Here is a 17813-nt window from a genome sequence, read left to right as displayed (position 1 = left end):
TGTTTAGCATGTTTTGTACCAGATGAGAGTGTAGGCGTCCTATGAGCAACAACCATTTTCGGGTGGAGCATCGTTATCTGGAGCTGCCGGACAGCTTTTACACCCGGGTGCAGCCCACGCCGCTGAAAGACGCCCGCATGGTGTGTTTCAACCATGATCTGGCGGAACAGATGGGGTTCCACAGCAACCAACCCGAGGACTGGACCGGCATTGGTGCCGGTACTGAATTACTGGAAGGCATGGACCCGGTGGCCATGAAGTACACCGGCCACCAGTTCGGCATGTACAACCCGGACCTGGGGGATGGCCGCGGCCTGCTCCTGTGGGAAACCATCGGGCCGGATGGACGGCGCTGGGACTGGCACCTGAAGGGGGCCGGCATGACCCCCTACTCCCGCTTTGGAGATGGCCGCGCGGTATTGCGCTCCACCATCCGTGAATACCTCTGCAGTGAAGCCATGCATGGCCTGGGCATTCCCACCACCCGTGCGCTGTTCATGGTCAGCGCAAAGGATCCTGTTCCTCGCGAATCCATCGAGACCGCTGCCGCCCTGGTCCGCGTTGCCGAAACTCACATCCGCTTCGGGCATTTCGAGTTTGCCGCACACCACGAAGGCAAAGACACCCTGAAAACCCTGATGGACCACGTCATTGCCCTGCACTTTCCCCATTTGATCAAGCTGGCAGACAGCGAACGCTACACACGATGGTTCGAGGAAGTGGTTGAACGCACGGCGCGACTGATTGCCGACTGGCAGGCCGTCGGTTTCTGCCACGGCGTCATGAACAGCGATAATATGTCGATTATCGGCGACACCTTCGATTATGGTCCCTATGCGTTCCTGGATGACTTTGACGCCGGTTACATCTGCAATCATACCGACCAGGGCGGTCGCTACGCCTACAACCGCCAGCCGGACATCGGCTTTGTGAACTGCCAGTACCTGGCCAATGCCCTGCTGCCCGTCATGAATGAAGACAGTGTCCGCCAGGGATTGAAGCGATACGAAGTCGCCTACAACGCTCGCTTCCTGCAGAACATGCGGGACAAGCTCGGACTGGTGCAGGAGGATCGGTCAGATCTGCCGCTGATCATGGACACCTTCAGCATGCTCCACGAACATCACGTGGACTACACCCGGTTCTTCCGTGGACTGTCCAACCTGACCAGCAAAGGCACTGCCCCCATACGGGACCTGTTCGTGGATCGAAGCGTGGCGGATCAATGGATTGAGCGCTACCAGAAGCGCCTGGAACTGGAAAGCCGCGCCCATGACGCCCGCGAATTTGCCATGCGCAAGGTAAACCCCAAATACGTCCTGCGAAACTACCTGGCCCAGCAGGTGATTCAGGAAGCGCAGAATGGGGACTATGAGCCGATGAAGGAATTGTTGAAGGTTCTGGAAAAGCCGTTCGATGAACAGCCGGAATTCGAGGGGTATGCGGCGCTTCCCCCGGAGTGGGGGAAGCACCTGAACATCAGCTGCTCGTCCTGATCCCGGTCGGGATCAGGAACAGGCATTCAGCGGTCAGACAGCCTTGGCGGAAATAATCTTGTCATGCCATTCCGCCGGACCGGTCTGGTGGACAGAGGACCCTGTGGAATCCACTGCCACGGTAACGGGCATGTCTTCCACCTCGAACTCGTAGATGGCCTCCATACCCAGTTCCTCGAAAGCCACCACTTCCGCCTTCTTGATGGCCTTGGAGACCAGGTAGGCAGAGCCGCCCACAGCCATCAGGTACACCGCACCAAATTCGCGAATGGCGTCGATCGCCACCTGACCGCGCTCGGCCTTGCCGATCATGCCGGTGAGGCCGGTTTTCTCCAGCATGGTGCGGGTGAACTTATCCATGCGGGTGGCCGTGGTGGGGCCAGCCGGGCCGACCACTTCTTCACGAACCGGGTCCACCGGGCCCACGTAATAGATGAAGCGGCCTTTCAGGTCCACCGGCAGCTCTTCGCCACGCTCGATCATGTCCACCATCTTCTTGTGGGCGGCGTCACGACCGGTCAGCATCTTGCCGGAGAGCAACACGGTTTCGCCCGGCTTCCAGTCTTTTACCTCTTCCGGCGTGACCGTATCCAGGTTCACGCGGCGCACGCTGTCACCCACTTCCCAGGTGATTTCCGGCCAGTCTTCCAGGCTCGGCGGAGTCTGCAGTGACGGACCGGAACCATCCAGCACAAAGTGCGCGTGGCGGGTGGCCGCGCAGTTCGGGATAATCGCCACCGGCTTGTTGGCCGCGTGGGTCGGGTAATCCTTCACTTTCACATCCAGGACCGTGGTCAGACCGCCAAGGCCCTGGGCACCGATACCCAGCTCATTCACTTTGTCGAAGAGCTCCAGACGAAGCTCTTCAGAGCGATTAGAAGCACCACGGGCCTGCAGGTCGTGAATATCGATCGGGTCCAGCAGGGATTCCTTGGCCAGCTCCATCGCCTTTTCCGCGGTACCGCCAATACCGATTCCCAGCATGCCCGGCGGACACCAGCCGGCGCCCATCTGTGGCACCATTTTCAGCACCCAGTCCACCACGGAATCGGAGGGGTTCAGCATGGCGAACTTGGATTTGGCCTCGGAACCACCGCCCTTGGCGGCCACGTGGACGTCCACGGTGTTACCCGGCACCATCTTGTAGTGGATCACCGCCGGAGTGTTGTCCTTGGTGTTGGCACGCTTGCCGTCCGGATCGGCGAGTACCGAGGCCCGCAACACGTTATCCGGATGGGTGTAAGCGCGGCGAACGCCTTCATTAATAATGTCGTCCAGCGGCATGTCGGCATCCCACTGAACGTCCATACCGATGGTCACGAACACCGTCACAATGCCCGTATCCTGACAGATCGGCCGCTTGCCCTGCGCGCACATGCGGGAGTTGATCAGGATTTGCGCCATGGCATCCTTTGCCGCCTGGGACTCTTCCCGCTGATAGGCCTCATACACAGCCTGAATAAAATCTTTCGGGTGGTAGTAGGAAATGAACTGCAGCGCGTCCGCTACGCTCTCAATCAGGTCGTCCTGGCGGATTACGGTGGTCATAGGCATCTCATCAGTTATGGTTTATCGATGACAAAATTCGGAAGCGGGAGTTTACCAGAAAATGACCAGAGCGCGGCATGCGACCGATGGAGGGGCTTTATAAAAATCCGTGAAAAAAACCATGGAAAGAAGGTACCATCCTAACGAATAAATCAAGAACGACCGCAGGAGACACCGTGACAGACCTCGTCCTCACTGAGAAAAACAACCGGGTGCTGATAGTACGCATCAACCGCCTGGACCGGAAAAATGCCCTCACCCACGCCATGTACACCGCCCTGGGCGACGCCCTTGAACAGGCCCACGCCGATGCGGAGATCCGTTGCGTGCTGTTTACCGGTAGCGAAGACTGCTTTACCGCCGGCAACGACCTGAGCGATTTCGCACAAGGCCTGCCCGGCTCCTTCGAGGAAACCCCGGTTGGCCGCTTCCTGTTCCTGCTGGCCACCGCAACCAAGCCCGTTGTCGCCGCCGTCAACGGTCCCGCAGTCGGCATTGGCACCACCATGCTGTTGCACTGCGACCTGGTATTCGCCGGCAACAACACCCGTTTCCAGATGCCCTTTGCCAACCTCGGCCTGTGCCCGGAAGGCGGCTCCAGCCTGTTGCTGCCCTCGTGGATTGGCCGCGTCCGTGCGGCGGAGTTGCTGATGCTGGGTGGCGCCTTTACCGCTGACGATGCCTATCGTCTGGGCATCATCAATCAGGTATGCGAACCGGAAGCCACGGAAGCCACCGCCCTGGAGAGCTGCTACAAGCTGGCCGCCCAGGCGCCGGCCGCTATCCGGGCCACCAAGGAACTGCTCAACCGCCCCAACCTCGGACAGCTGAAAGATACCATGCTGGCTGAAGGCAAACTGTTCGGCGAACGCCTCAGATCCGGGGAAGCCGCCGAAGCCTTCAAGGCCTTTATGGAGAAGCGAAAGCCGGACTTCTCAAAGTTCGACTAACCACCCGGGCGAACTCGACAAAAGCCTCCCTGCCAACTATTTTTCAAGCAGGCCGAACTCCATCCGTGCGGGGAGGCTCCCAAACACCAGAATCACACTTTTGGCTGATCAACTGTCGCCATACTGTCGCTATAGTCAGAGTTACAGAAAAACAGAAAAACGACACAACAACAGGAAAAGGTTCCACACCCATGTTCAAGAAAACTCTAATAAGTCTTGCCGTGGCGTCTTCCCTTGGTCTGACAGGGTGCTTTGACAGTGCCGACTCAGGGAAGAATGCGAATCCCGAATATAAGATCAATAATCCCGACTTTACAGGGAAAACCTGGCCTCTATTTAACCCCCTGACCAGTGAATTACCTGTTCCATCTGATTTACAATTTGAACAAGGTGCAGGTGCTGACGGAACCTTGAGCGGATCGGACGAAAACCCGATTACCAATGCGCTCGACTTCATGGATGGCTCTTCAACTACGGCGCAGTTTGACATCAAACTGTCTGGCTCAATTGACCCAGATTCGCTGAACTTTACCCCAGTTATTGAGGGCGAAGGAGGAGCACCCGCTCCAAACCCTCAGCAAAACGTTTTTCTACTCTCACTGGACTTTCCGGGTGGCGACTCGCTTCTCAACAGTGGCAGCCATTACACCAATCTAATTAATCAGCTGGTTGAAGACGGCGAGATATCACCCGCCCCAGATCGCACCTCCTTCCCGGGCGAAACCCCAACTTTCGATTTGGGCCTCGCATTCCTTCAGGCTCAGCAAAACCCGAGCCTCGAAACCGCAGGAGCCGTTTTTGACTTTAACAACGAGTTCCGTGCGGAAGTTGTCTCACTGGATGGCGGTACGAACAACGTATTACGTATAACACCTCTGCGACCGTTAAACCCAAAAAAGAAATATCTGGTTGTAGTTACAAATGAAGTAAAAGACAACACCGGTGATCCAATAGTAGGCTCTCCCTCATATCAAAACCTGAGCAACACTGACGAGCCAATTGGCAATGTTGCCTTAGCCCCGGTTCGCGGAGCCATTCAAGGCTGGGAAAGCCTCGCGACAGGCTACTTTAACGCACTGACCAACAACAGCCGTGAAGCCGCCGGTCTACCGCCACTGACTGCCGACAATCTCGCCCTCACCCTGACCTTTACTACCGGCGGTACTGAGGATGTACTTGAGGCAGCGACTTCTCCGGCCCAGTTCTTCTACAAGAGTGCGATTGTGACTACTCGCCAGGAAGCAATTGCAAAATACCTGGCAGAAAACGCTGACGAATTTGAAGCGTTAAGTGCTTCTGAGCAGTATGCCGCACTGGCTACGGCTGCTGAAACCGCAGTAGCGACTGTTACTGACGCTGCTCTCCGCTCAGCGGCAGACACCACAGAAACAAACTTGTCCGGTGCCGGAGCAGACTTCAGCAATCCAGAACCCCGCCCCATAACGCCAATTGAAGCCACCCGAATCCCGGCAAGCGCAGCCCTCGGCGATTCAGCTCAGCCAGGCCAGATTTTCCAGGCCGGCATTGAGCTTCCTTATTACCTGCCAGTCCCGACTGCTACGGATCCATCCAATCTTAATGCAACTTGGGAGGCATCCACGACTGTCGGCGGCATCATTGATGCAAGTGCTGGAAATGATGCAGGAACCACACCTCCTTCAGATAAGGTAACGTTCCGTTATCCGTTTGCCAGCGAGCAGGATACCGTATTTGCACCACTTCTAATCTCCGTGCCTGATGACACAGTTTGTAGCGCTGCAAAACCGTATAACGTAGTAATTTATCAGCACGGTATTTTTGGCAATCGCTCACACAGCCTTGCCTTGGGTAACCAGCTAGCAGGGGCGTGTTATGTCACCGTCGCTATGGATCTGCCTATGCACGGTATCGCACCCAAACTTGCCACGGGCGACCTTGATCCCTCACTGGCCTTAAGTGTAGACGTAGCGCAGGTTGACGGGGAGTTTGTAGATAGTCCACTGCCGATGAATGAACGACATTTTGGCTGGGGACAGACTGCAGACGGCACGCCCGCTCGCATGCAATATTCGACTGATGCTGCAACTGCAGTCGGCTCCTCTGCACAGTTCTTCCTGAACCTGGCCAATTTGCCGGCAGCCCGGGATAACAACAGGCAAGGTGTGGTTGATCTACTAAACCTCAACGCTAGTTTGGTCAACCTGAATGCATTTGACCTTGATAATGCAGATGGCGATAACGACCCTAGCAGTGGCGTTGGGGACGTGGACGTTTCAGGCACAAGCAAAGTCTACTTCGTGGGCCACTCACTTGGCGGCATATTAGGCACCTCTTTCGTAACGCTAGTAAACGGTGCAGCGCAAGAGGACACCATTGGAAACAGCAATCTCGTTCCCTTCACAGCAGCGGCCTTCGTAACACCGGGTGCTGGAATCGCCAAGCTTTTGGAGAACTCGCCGTCTATAGGATCAACGGTTCTTGCAGGTCTCGGTAAGTCTGGCCTTACTCAAGGCACCAGCAATCTGGAATTGTTCTTCAACGTATCACAAGCTTCTCTGGATACCGTTGAGCCGCACAATTTCGTAAATTCGCTCGTTGATAGCGGAAGCAAGGTCTACCTGAATGAAATCTACGGCGATGGATCTGACAGATCTACTCAAGATCAGACCATTCCTGTAGCAGCTGACGTGGCTTATGCTGGTGATTACACCGCGCCGCTTGGAATGGCTCTCCCCGCTCCACTGGCGGGTACCGAGCCACTTATAATGCAACTAGGTGCTGATACGATTATCGCCGATGGTGCGACTACCGTTGACGCTAACGCAGTACGCTTTACGGCAGGAACTCATACGACGATAATTCGACCGACTACAGATGCTGAGACTGCGGTGTTTGCCGACATGGCCACCAATATTGTGTCGTTCTTCTCTAATGACGGCGGCGCCATCGGTTTTAACAACGGCACCTTCGTCAAGCAAAATGAACCCAGTCCAGAAAACCCTTAAGCACTTACAGCTTTAGGTAATTAAAAACCCGGGGATTTCACTCCCCGGGTTTTTAATGTATCTAATTGAGAAAACAAAACCACTCATTCCATACTCTCAAACTCATCCTGAGTTAACTGACCATCACGGTCCCGATCCAGCTCCATCATCATGTCACGGGTTTCCTGACCTGACATGGGCTGTCCATCGGGGTTTCCGGCTGCAGTGCTGCCGTACACGTTCAGCTCGTCCTCGGTGAGAACGCCGTCCTGATTAGCATCAAGCTCGGCAAAGGGCGTGGATTGCATACCCTGCCCCATAGTTTCGCTTTGCTGCATTTTCTCGCTGTCACCTTCCATTGCATCTTTTTCCGTCCCGTAGGAGCCGGCGGCGTAAGCAGCTGGAATACAAAGCGCCATCGACATCAGGGTTGCAACGCTCAGGGTTTTAACGCTCATCAGACACCTCCTTGATCGTTTTTTGATCTACGGTTGACTGCGTTTTCAATTAAGAACCCGATTTCCATAAAATGCCAATGACGCTTTAGTAACCTGCGGGCAACGCTTAGCTCAGGACAGAATAGCGTCGTTATCCGCACCCAGTTTCCTACCGATGTGCTTCGAGGAACACGGCGTCTGGCTGAATTTGATGGGATACCCTATCTGCCTTTGCTCAGTGCCATCTTCACGATCCACACCAATTACCATCCCCCTTTCCCTCAATTGAGGATGCTCTGCCGCTTCGGAGATGGTCAGTACCGGCTCCACACAGGCGTCCTGGTCGGCAAAGATCTCCTGCCACTGCGCCAGTGTTTTCTCGGCAATTTTTTCCTTCAGGGCCGTTTTCATCGTCTGCTGGTGTTCCGGGTTTTGGCTCAGGGCAAAGCTCTTCATCTCAGGCAGATCCAGGGTGTCGCACAAGCGTGAGGAGAACTGCGGCTCCAGGCTGCCGACAGACAGCCAGCGGCCATCGCGGGTCTGGTAGTAATCGTAGAAACTGCCGCCGTTAAGGAGACTGCTCTCTGGCTTCTGTTCCTGCCCGCCAGCCAAGCAGGCGGCGCCGGACATGGCGTTCAGGGCGAAAGCGGCATCGGTCATACTGATATCGACAAACTGCCCCTCCCCGGTCTGCTGCCGGTGGATAACCGCCGCGAGAATCCCCATGACGGCATGGTGGGAGCCGCCGGCCACGTCGGCAATCTGGATGCCCATCGGCGGTGGACCGCTGTCCGCTCGACCACAATGGCTGGACACACCGGCCAGGGACAGGTAATTGATATCGTGGCCTGCGCGGTTTCTGTAGGGCCCCGTCTGGCCGTAACCGGTGATGGCGCAATAGATCAGCTTTGGGTTTATGGCCTTGAGGGTGTCATAACCGATGCCCAGGCGATCCATCACGCCCGGGCGGAATTGTTCGATGACGACGTCATAGTCCTTGACCAGCTCCTTGATAACCTCGGCACTGCCCTCTTTCTTGAGATCGAGACCAAGGGACCGTTTACCACGGTTCAGGTATGCGTGTGCGGTGCTGGTGCCACCATCGTGGGGCGGCATGACCCGTGTCAGCTCCATTCGGTCCGGGGCTTCTACTCGCAGCACATCCGCCCCCATGTCTGCCAGCAGCATGGTGGCGTAGGGTCCGGGCAACAGGGTGCTGAAGTCGAGTACTTTCAGGGAAGTCAGTGGGCCTGGCATGATTCTCTCCTTGTTGGTGGTTCCTTCTATGCTGACGCTTTTTTCCGATGGGGCCAACTGCGGGTTCCGTCATTCCAATTGGCCATTTCTTCCAGCTTTTGGGCGCCTGCCGGTTGCATTGTAGCCGGGGGTTTTATGATGGGCTTCGTTTTCCAAGGAATAGCGAGTGGCATGTCAAACCTGACGGTTTCCAGGCACTTTGTAGAGGCATCGCTGATCGGCGCGGAACGCGCCGGCTATGACACCCGCGATATGCTGCGGCAGGCCGGCATCTCGCCGGATCTGCTGAAAATAGAGATGGCCCGGGTCAACAGCGATCAGTTCAGTCGGCTGATGCAGGTCATCTGGAGCCGCATGGACGACGAGTTCATGGGTTTCGGACCAAGGCAGTGTCGTTCAGGCACCTTCGCCACCATGTGCGCACTGGTGATTGACTGCCCCAACCTGGAAGCGGTCTACCGGCAGGCGTATCAGTTCTCGCGGCTGTTCGAACCCATGGTGTCCATGGAACTGGAGGTGGATGACCGGGAAGCCCGGCTGGTGACCGTGATTGAGGGCGACATCAACGATCCTATGTACTTCATGCGGGAGAGCCTTCTGGTGATCTGGCATCGTCTTGGCAGTTGGCTCGTAGGTCAGCCGGTGGAGCTGCTGAAGGCTGAATTTGACTACCCCCGCCCGGCCCACGGCGACGAATACCGACACATTTTCCATTGCCCACTGGCATTTGAAGCGGAGCGTACTGCCCTCACCTTCGATAAACGTTTCCTGACCGCCCCGGTGATCCGGGATCGACCGGAAATGCACCAGTTCCTGAAAACCTCCCCGGCAGACCTACTGTCCCGACCGGATGAAAGCAACACCTTTACGGGGCGTATCCGGGCTTTAATCGGTCGCGATTTTTCCAAACCCTTACCGGATTTCGAGTGGATTGCCGCCGAACTGCACACCAGCCCGCAAACCCTGCGCCGACGGCTCAAGCAGGAAAACACGTCGTTTCAGGAGATCAAGGATCTGCTACGGCGCGACATGGCCATTTACTATCTGGGCCGTCAGGATCTACCCATTAATGACATCGCCACCAAGGTAGGTTTCACGGAACCCTCCACCTTCCATCGTGCCTTCAAGAAGTGGACAGGGGTTACCCCCGGCGCGTACCGGGAAGGGGAACGAAGCCATACCGGGGAGTGAGGCCGCCGATCAACCGGGGTTCTGGAGGGTTTTAATCAAACGTCCCAGTGTGCCGGCGATTTCCTCGGCCCGGTCCCGGTCCGCCCCGAGTTTTAACAGCCGGGAACCGTCCCTTGGGTCATACACCCAACAGGTTGCCACCGAGGGCTGGCAATCCCATTGGACCTGGGGGCTGATGCCATACACAGTAATGGATTGGGTATTTTTGGTGATGCGCCCATCTTCTTCCCTGCGAGACTCCTGCACTTCTATCTGATCGGCTCCGGCAGCAACCCTGTAACTCACGTCCGCAGGCACATCGAGTCTGACCACGCGCTGGTCGGCACGCCAGCCCGCCACCTCCAGCAAACTGTTCAGGTGAATGGTGAGGGCTTCGCGGTCAGAGTCTACGAGGTAAAGCTTGCGCAGGCTGGCCATGTCCTGTTGGCCCGCCGGCTCAATAATGGCGACCGACTCCCGCTTACTGGCCTGGTTTTGATCCTGCATTGAACGCTGTTCCTTGCGGGACTTCTCAATGGCGGTGATCCGTGTCAGCGCGTCCCGATAATGACGGCCTTCCGAGCCAGCGCGGGACACATAGGTTTCCAGGGCGGATTGAGCTTCGTTGAAGTGGGAAGACTCCTGCATGACACGGCCACGGAAGTAGTAATAATCCACGGGCTTTTCGCCCTCAAGTCCCTGTAGGCTGTTGAGGTACTCTCCCGCTTCCCCCCAGTTCTTCGCGGCAACGGCTTCCTCGGTAGCCAACATCAGGCGACGGACTTCATGCTCCGGAGCCAGTGACGTGCCCTGGGCCTGGGCTGCCGTGGTCACAAGCAACGACGCCAAAACCAGGCTGCGGGTCACGTTACGCCCCGTTCGGGATGTTCTTACCATTACCTCTACTCCTGCTGATTGTCCGCAAATTCACCGGTATGTACGGATGCCGGACCTGACGCCCTGCTATCATCGTCGTCTTCGGGATCCACCTCGGCCTGGTCCATGATGGCCCTGGGTAACTCTTTTTTAACACGAACCCCCAGTTCGACAAAGCGGTTCGCCTGGGACACAAGGTTGCCCCGCCCCCGGGTCAGGGTGTTCATGGCAGCATCATAACTGCCCTGTGCCGTATGCAGCTGAGCACCGAGTTTCTCCATCGATTCCACGAAAACCCGGAGCTTGTCATACACCGCGCCCGCGCGGTCGGCAATGCGCTGGGCGTTCTGGCTTTGCCGTTCGTACCGCCAGATGTTCTCGATGGTCCGAAGCGTAGCCAATAAGGTGGTTGGTGTAACTACAATAATCTTTCGTTCAAACGCTTCTGCGAAGAGGTTCTCGTCCTGCTGAAAAGCCGCCACAAACGCCGGCTCGATAGGCATGAACAGCAGCACGAAATCCGGCGAGTGAAGCCCGTTCAACTGGCTGTAGTCTTTCTCGCTCAAAGCCCGGATGTGCACGCGAACGGCCTCGACATGCTGTCGAAGCGCCTCGGCCTTCGCTCCCTCATCTTCTTCGTTGATCCACTGCTGATAAGCCACCAGTGAGACCTTGGAATCCACAACGAGGTTACGATTGTCCGGCAGATGCACGACTACATCCGGACGCAGCAGTTGATTATCATCATCGCGATAGCTGCCCTGGGTCTCATACTCCATACCCTTGCGCAGCCCCGAGCGTTCCAGCACCCGTTCCAGTATCAGCTCACCCCAGTTACCCTGGATTTTCTTGTCGCCCTTCAGGGCGCGGGTAAGACTAGCAGCCTCTTCGGTGATTTGTCGGTTAAGGTCCTGTAAGGATTTGATTTCGCTCCGCAATGCCTGGCGGTCCCGGGTTTCGGAGGTGTAGACGTCTTCCACGCGCTTGCGGAAGTCCTGCAACTGATCACGAAAGGGGTCGAGCAAACTGTCCAGGCTGGTACGGGTCTGCTGGCTGAAACGCTCACTCTTCTGTTCAAAAATACGATTGGCCAGGTTCTCAAATTCCTGCTTCAGGGCATCCCGGTTGCGCTCAAGCAGCGCCAGCTTCTCGTTGCTGGCGCGCCGTTCACTGGCCAGTGTCACTTCGTATTCACGTAACTCTACCCGCGCCTCTCCCAGTTCGTTCGCCAGGGCTTCCGCCCGCCGCTGATACTCGGCTTTCTCCGATTCCAGCTGGCTCATCCTGACGCGACTGCTCCGGACCACAACAAGAACCAGCAAACCAACCAACAACAAAAGAGAGGCAACGACACTGAAAACCACTGGTTGATTCCGGATGATGTCTGCAACGGCCTCGGGCACATTTTCCTCCTGTTAACTGGAACCTTTCTCGTTTCGGGACGTCTTGATGAATACCCTGAGTCGACAAACCGGGACGGCTTGGCAAAACGGGCAAAGACGTTGTCTTCACTTATGGACTCAAGCCGTAATATAAACTAAAAGAGTAGTGTGTTCTGTCGCCACGGCCGAATTACCGGTTTTTAACCGGATGGTGCTGCGGTTACGGAGCAGGGGGAAAACAGGATTTCATCATGCTGAAAGAGCTCTGGAGAAAACTGGGATCGGAATTTTCCCGATCCGGCTACGCCGGTGGCCAGGGCTGCGAGATCGATGATGCAGGCGGCAACCGTGTCCGGCTACTGCCCAATATCACCCACACCGGTGAGCTTCACCTTGAGCGGCTGACCAACCTGCTGAAGAGCCGCTATGGCAAGTCCTTCAACGATGCTGATGAATCCGGAGACAAGAACATCCGGGCACTAATTCACTTTGCTTCCCGCATTCAGGATCAGGATATCCAACGTGAATTGTTGCTGTTTTACCTGAACTGCTCCCCGGTGATTCAGGAGTACCTGCGTTCCGAAGAGGTTCTGGGCCACCAGCACTTTCTCAACAAAGCCTGAAGAATCCCGCAAAACCGTAAAAATTTCGGACCCTTAACCAACTGTAAAGCAACCGCACACATCGGTTGTTGTATACTTCTCCTGCGGGTATCTTACTGCGGATATTTGCAGGTCTTCATGGCGGGCCCAGGCTGACCAACTGACGGGCTCGCAGGTTCAGGGGTTTTAGATGTACTCAACGCGTTTTCGATGCGGGAAGCCGCTGGCTTTTCTCGCTATTCTGTTTGTATTGTCAGGCTGCTCAGCGGACCGTTACCTAATGGTGCCCAAGGAGAATCTGGACAAGCTCAACGGTTCCGTCCAGTCTCAGCGCGCCACTCTCGTTACCATGGAGGGAAACGCCACGGCCCGGCACGACAAGCTCGTGGAACTCAACCACACCTCCACCCGGAACATCCTTGAGGCCATCGAACAAAAAATCGAAAAACCCAAGTGTCCTCCAGTCACGGCACAAGCATGCCCCTCCGTTAGCAACCAGCAGGAAAAAGGCCGCGCAGACAGGTTGAAAGGCAAGCTTATTGTCGGCGAACTGGAAAAGTTCTATCTGGCGGGCCCCGGTCTCGTTTATAACGCCCGTATAGACAGTGGCGCGGAGACCTCATCCATTGATGCGCGAAACATCACCAAGTTCGAACGCGATGGCAATAACTGGGTTCGATTTGATGTCCAGGTTCCTGGCAGCGAAGAATACATCACCATGGAAAAAGAAGTGTCCCGTCGCGTCCGAATCATCCAGTCCAGCGCGGACGAAGCAGACCGGCGAGTGGTGGTTGAACTCCAGTTCGCCATCGGAGACCACCAACAAGTAGCGGAATTCACCCTGACCGACCGCCGACACCTGTCTCACAATGTCCTGATCGGCAGGAATATACTTCGTGACATGATGCTTATTGACGTTGGCAAGGAGTTTGCCACCGAACTGCCGGAATCACTCACCCAAAACAACGGGGATGACTCGTGACTTCCCGCTCCCGAGTTCCATTTTTCACCGCCATTGCTCTGCTGATTGTCGCCGGAACGGCTCTGGCGATCTGGCGCCATGTCGAGTTAGGTATACCCTGGCTCACAGGAGAACAACGCCCGGTCTGGATGGTTGAGGCCAGGATAGATTTCAACGCATCGGACGAACCGGTGCTGGCAAGCCTGAACATCCCCGAGCAATCGCCGGGCTTCCGCATTCTCTCGGAGCAGGCTGCATCCCCGGGCTATGGCTTCTCCGTCGTCGAAAAGGATGGAAGCCGGAGAGCGGAATGGTCCAAACGTAACGTGACAGGACCACAAACCCTTTACTTCAAGACCCAGTTCATTCCCGACCCAAACGCAAACCGGGACCGCCCTCGCAGGGCGCCAAAGCCGGTTTCCGTTTTCTGGGAGGAACCACAGGCAACCGCCGTACGTGAAATCCTCATGCAGGCGGAAGAACGCTCCAGTACGCCCGAAAGCATGACCCGCGAGCTGATCCGGCTGATGCAACCGGATACCCAGGCACAGAACACGACACTGCTGGTCTCCGGAACCAACCACTTGGACCTCCTGGTACGCATGCTCAACCACGCGGGCATTCCCGCGAGAACCGCCGATGGTCTCAAGCTCGAAGATGCCCGAAGGCGCCAGGGACTGACACCATTCCTGCAAATCTATAACGGTGACGAGTGGCTGACGTTTGACCCCAAATCCGGAGAACAGGGACTGCCGGAGGACACGCTTCTCTGGCGTCAGGGAGCGGCCTCCCTATTGGATGTCGTAGGTGGTGACGACTCCAGTGTCAGCTTTTCAATCCTGCGGCAAACCATCCCTGCGCTGCAGCTGGCTGCAATACAATCCGAAGAGAATGGATTTGGGTTCCTCAGCCTCTACCAGCTTCCCGTGGAAGAACAGAGCATGTTCCGAATGCTGCTCCTGCTTCCGCTCGGCGCCCTCATGGTTGCCTTCATGCGCATTGTTATCGGCATTCGCACCTCGGGCACCTTCATGCCGGTTCTGATTGCGGTGGCTTTTGTTCAGACCAATCTGCTTCCGGGCCTGATTGCCTTCACGTCGGTGGTTTCCATTGGCCTGCTGATGCGTGGCTATCTGTCCAGCCTGAATCTGCTACTGGTTTCACGAATATCCGCGTTGATCATTCTGGTGATATTCATCACCGCCGGCTTGAGTATTGTCGGCTACCAGATGGGCTTCAATACAGGCATGACCGTGACCTTCTTCCCGATGGTGATCATCGCCTGGACCATTGAACGCATGTCCATTCTCTGGGAAGAGGAAGGCGCCCATGAAGTCTTTGTACAGGGAGCAGGCAGCCTGTTTGTGGCGGTTTGCGCGTTTCTGGTGATGGATGCGCCGCTATCCCGGCACCTGACCTTCAACTTCCCGGAGCTTCATTTCGTCGTGCTCGGTCTTATTCTTCTGATGGGTCAGTACACCGGCTACAAGCTGAGTGAACTTCGTCGCTTCACCCCGATGAAGGCTTACGACTGATGGATTGGATATCCCCCCGTGCCCTGAACCGGATGGGCATGCTCAACATGAACCGGAGAAATGTGGATTACATTTCCCGGTACAATGAGCGAACATCCTACCCGTTAGTGGACAACAAACTCAAAACCAAACTGGTGGTGGCTGAATACGGGGTGAGAACCCCCAAGCTGCTGCAAGTTGTTCGTCAACAGCACGAAATCTCGCACTTCCGGGAAATGGCGGAAGACCTGACCGGCTTTGCGATAAAGCCTGCCAAGGGCTCCGGCGGCAAAGGCATCACGGTTCTCACGGGCCGTGACGGCGATGAGTTTATCAAGGCATCCGGCGACAGGGTGCCTGCCGCTTACCTTGAAAGGCACCTCTCCAACATACTCGCGGGTTTGTACTCCCTGGCCGGAACGCCTGACGTTGCTATTGTCGAGAACCTGGTGGAATCGATACCGGGGCTGGCGAAGTACTCGCACCAGGGGGTCCCGGATATTCGCATTATTATTTTTCAGGGCTACCCGGTCATGGCCATGTTGCGACTGGCAACGACCGCCTCCGACGGCAAGGCTAACCTTCACCAGGGCGCAGTCGGCGTGGGTCTGGATATCGGTACGGGGAAAAGCCTGAACTCCGTGCAGTTCAACCGGCCAATCACGCTGCACCCGGACACTGGCCTTGCCCTGGAAAACATTGATATAGCCGACTGGGAAGAGATGTTGACCATGGCGTCTCGGTGTTATGAAGCAACCGGCTTGGGCTATATGGGCGTAGATCTGGTGGTCGATATTAATGAGGGCCCGCTGCTACTGGAGCTGAACGCACGCCCGGGGCTGGCCATTCAGATGGCGAATGGTCGGGGTCTTTTACCTCGCCTGCGCGCTATTGAGGCCCTCAAGAGACATCACTTTACCCCGGAGCAGCGCGCCAGATTCGCCATGGAAACCTTTTCCAGTCAACGATAGAGCTTTAACCAGAAACTGAAGGCAAAAAAAACCGGAGCCCTTAAGCTCCGGTTTTTTATTCAGCCGCGAGTAATCACAGCTTGCCTTCGGCAATCAGCAGTTTCCGTTCATGGGTCAGGCCTTTCAGCAGCCCCCACGTCATAACCAACAGTATCGCGGTGAACGGCAGCCCCGCAGAAATCGCGCTTGCCTGAATAGCTCCAAGAGCATCCTCGCCGCCACCAAAGATCAGCGCCGCGGCAATCGCGCCTTCCATAATTACCCAGAAAACACGCTGGACAGTCGGGGCATCGGTTTTACCACCGGCGGTGATACTGTCAACCACCAGGGAACCTGAATCCGAAGAAGTCACGAAGAACACCAGCACCAGCACGATCCCGACAAAGGAGATAATGTTAGTCAGCGGCAGGTTGGCAAACATCTGGAACATGGCCAGGGACACATCGGTCAGGCCATTCTCCGCCAGTGCACCGATACCCTGCTGGATCTGCTCGAGGGCAGCACCACCGAAAGCACTCATCCAGACGACGGTGATGACGGTCGGAATAACCAGCACCGCGGTTACGAACTCACGAACCGTCCGGCCCTTGGAAACGCGAGCGATGAACATGCCTACGAACGGTGACCAGGAAATCCACCACGCCCAGTAGAATACAGTCCAGCCATGGAACCAGGCCTCGTCTTCGCGGCCAAACGGGTTGCTCAATGGAACAATATTGGCCACATAGGTCGAGGAAGTCACCCACAGGGTCTCAATGATGGTCATGGTGGGACCAGCAAAGATAATGAAGAACAGCAGGATCCCCGCCAGCGACATGTTGAAGTTACTCAGCACCTTCACCCCGCCATCAAGGCCACGCAGCACGGAAACCAGGGCAACTGCAGTAACACCGGTGATAATGGCCATCTGAACATTGATACCGGACGAGATCCCGAACAGATACTCCAGACCCGAGGCCGCCTGTTGGGCACCAAAACCCAGGGATGTTGCAAGACCAAAAATAGTCGCAAGCACGGCCAGCACATCGATAATGTGGCCCGGCCAACCCCAGACCTTGTCACGCAGCAGTGGGAAAAACGCAGAGCGGATAGTCAGCGGCATGCCCTTGTTATAGGCGAAAAATGCCAGGGAAAGAGCAACGATGGCATAGATGGCCCAGGGGTGGAGACCCCAGTGGTACATGGTGGCACCCATCGCCATCTCATGGGCTGCGGGCGTGTTCGCCTCTACATTAAAGGGCGTTTCATACCAACCGGTGTAATAGGCCGTTGGCTCCGCCACAGCCCAGAACATCAGGCCAATCCCCATACCTGCCGCAAACAGCATGGCGAACCAGGAGATGGTGGAAAAGTCAGGTTTGGCATCCATACCACCAATCCGGATCTTCCCAACCGGCATGAAGATAAGTGCCAGGCACACCACCACGAAAATGTTGGCACTGATCAGGAAGAACCAGTCAAAAGTCCCGATGATGTTCCATTTCGCACCATCAAGCATTTCTTTTGATTCGGCCGGAAACATCAGCGTCCCGACAACAAAAACCACCACCAATATCGCCGTGATCGGGAATACCGGTGCATGCAGGTCGAGGCCGAAAGGATTTACATTATCCTGGCCCGCGACGTAATCCGTCTGGTACTCGTCTTTTACAACGTCGCCCACGGTTGGAGTCTCCCGTTCAGAAT

General features: G+C 56.2%; 14 protein-coding genes. 8 read left to right on the top strand and 6 right to left on the bottom strand.

Features of this window, described 5'->3' with window-relative positions:
• Positions 1–41 precede the first annotated feature (41 nt).
• Positions 42–1496, top strand: a complete 1455-nt coding sequence (locus EHN06_RS07310) for a protein adenylyltransferase SelO (protein WP_127331547.1) — start codon at positions 42–44, stop codon at positions 1494–1496.
• 33 nt (positions 1497–1529) lie between these two features.
• Here EHN06_RS07310 and EHN06_RS07305 read toward each other — a convergent pair whose 3' ends face one another.
• Positions 1530–3044 (bottom strand): fumarate hydratase, encoded by a 1515-nt coding sequence (locus tag EHN06_RS07305; RefSeq protein ID WP_127331545.1) that lies wholly within the window; start codon positions 3042–3044, stop codon positions 1530–1532.
• 176 nt (positions 3045–3220) lie between these two features.
• Between EHN06_RS07305 and EHN06_RS07300 the strand changes: the two genes are divergently transcribed.
• Together EHN06_RS07300 and EHN06_RS07295 are read left to right on the top strand one after the other, a co-directional pair.
• Positions 3221–3994 (top strand): enoyl-CoA hydratase, encoded by a 774-nt coding sequence (locus tag EHN06_RS07300; RefSeq protein WP_127331543.1) that lies wholly within the window; start codon positions 3221–3223, stop codon positions 3992–3994.
• A gap of 191 nt (positions 3995–4185) precedes the next feature.
• On the top strand, positions 4186–6978 hold the full coding sequence (locus EHN06_RS07295) for a hypothetical protein (protein WP_127331541.1): 2793 nt from the start codon (positions 4186–4188) through the stop codon (positions 6976–6978).
• A gap of 83 nt (positions 6979–7061) precedes the next feature.
• On the opposite strand, the gene EHN06_RS07290 is transcribed toward EHN06_RS07295, so the two are convergent.
• Both EHN06_RS07290 and EHN06_RS07285 read right to left on the bottom strand, forming a co-directional pair.
• Positions 7062–7415, bottom strand: a complete 354-nt coding sequence (locus EHN06_RS07290; protein WP_127331539.1) for an EF-hand domain-containing protein — start codon at positions 7413–7415, stop codon at positions 7062–7064.
• 111 nt (positions 7416–7526) lie between these two features.
• Positions 7527–8651 (bottom strand): CaiB/BaiF CoA transferase family protein, encoded by a 1125-nt coding sequence (locus EHN06_RS07285; protein WP_127331537.1) that lies wholly within the window; start codon positions 8649–8651, stop codon positions 7527–7529.
• Between the two features lie 171 nt (positions 8652–8822).
• Between EHN06_RS07285 and EHN06_RS07280 the strand changes: the two genes are divergently transcribed.
• Positions 8823–9842, top strand: a complete 1020-nt coding sequence (locus EHN06_RS07280) for an AraC family transcriptional regulator (protein ID WP_127331535.1) — start codon at positions 8823–8825, stop codon at positions 9840–9842.
• 9 nt (positions 9843–9851) lie between these two features.
• Here the strand turns inward: EHN06_RS07280 and EHN06_RS07275 are convergent, their stop codons facing one another.
• Positions 9852–10718: a hypothetical protein gene (locus EHN06_RS07275; protein WP_127331533.1), complete on the bottom strand. Its 867-nt coding sequence runs from the start codon at positions 10716–10718 to the stop codon at positions 9852–9854.
• A gap of 5 nt (positions 10719–10723) precedes the next feature.
• A complete protein-coding gene (locus EHN06_RS07270; protein ID WP_127331531.1) occupies positions 10724–12100 on the bottom strand; it encodes a DNA recombination protein RmuC in 1377 nt (458 codons plus the stop codon).
• 230 nt (positions 12101–12330) lie between these two features.
• Between EHN06_RS07270 and EHN06_RS07265 the strand changes: the two genes are divergently transcribed.
• The 4 genes from EHN06_RS07265 to EHN06_RS07250 all read left to right on the top strand — a co-directional run bounded on the left by EHN06_RS07265 (position 12331) and on the right by EHN06_RS07250 (position 16127).
• Positions 12331–12702 (top strand): hypothetical protein, encoded by a 372-nt coding sequence (locus tag EHN06_RS07265; RefSeq protein ID WP_127331529.1) that lies wholly within the window; start codon positions 12331–12333, stop codon positions 12700–12702.
• A 169-nt stretch (positions 12703–12871) separates the two neighbouring features.
• Entirely contained in the window at positions 12872–13663 is a 792-nt protein-coding gene (locus EHN06_RS07260) for an ATP-dependent zinc protease (RefSeq protein WP_228257427.1), read from the top strand.
• On the top strand, positions 13660–15177 hold the full coding sequence (locus tag EHN06_RS07255; protein WP_127331527.1) for an inactive transglutaminase family protein: 1518 nt from the start codon (positions 13660–13662) through the stop codon (positions 15175–15177). Before EHN06_RS07260 ends, EHN06_RS07255 begins: the two co-directional genes overlap by 4 nt.
• Positions 15177–16127, top strand: coding sequence for an alpha-L-glutamate ligase-like protein (locus EHN06_RS07250; RefSeq protein WP_127331525.1), 951 nt, complete (start codon positions 15177–15179; stop codon positions 16125–16127). The genes EHN06_RS07255 and EHN06_RS07250 overlap by 1 nt, the downstream gene beginning before the upstream one ends.
• Before the next feature lie 73 nt (positions 16128–16200).
• On the opposite strand, the gene EHN06_RS07245 is transcribed toward EHN06_RS07250, so the two are convergent.
• Positions 16201–17790 carry a BCCT family transporter gene (locus EHN06_RS07245; RefSeq protein ID WP_127331523.1) on the bottom strand — a complete coding sequence of 530 codons (1590 nt, stop codon included), beginning with the start codon at positions 17788–17790 and terminating at the stop codon, positions 16201–16203.
• Between the last annotated feature and the right edge of the window lie 23 nt (positions 17791–17813).

The sequence above is a fragment of the Marinobacter sp. NP-4(2019) genome (assembly GCF_003994855.1).
Classification (GTDB): Bacteria; Pseudomonadota; Gammaproteobacteria; order Pseudomonadales; family Oleiphilaceae; genus Marinobacter.
Note: the sequence above shows the minus strand (reverse complement) of the source record. Positions and strands in the feature narration are given on the sequence as shown.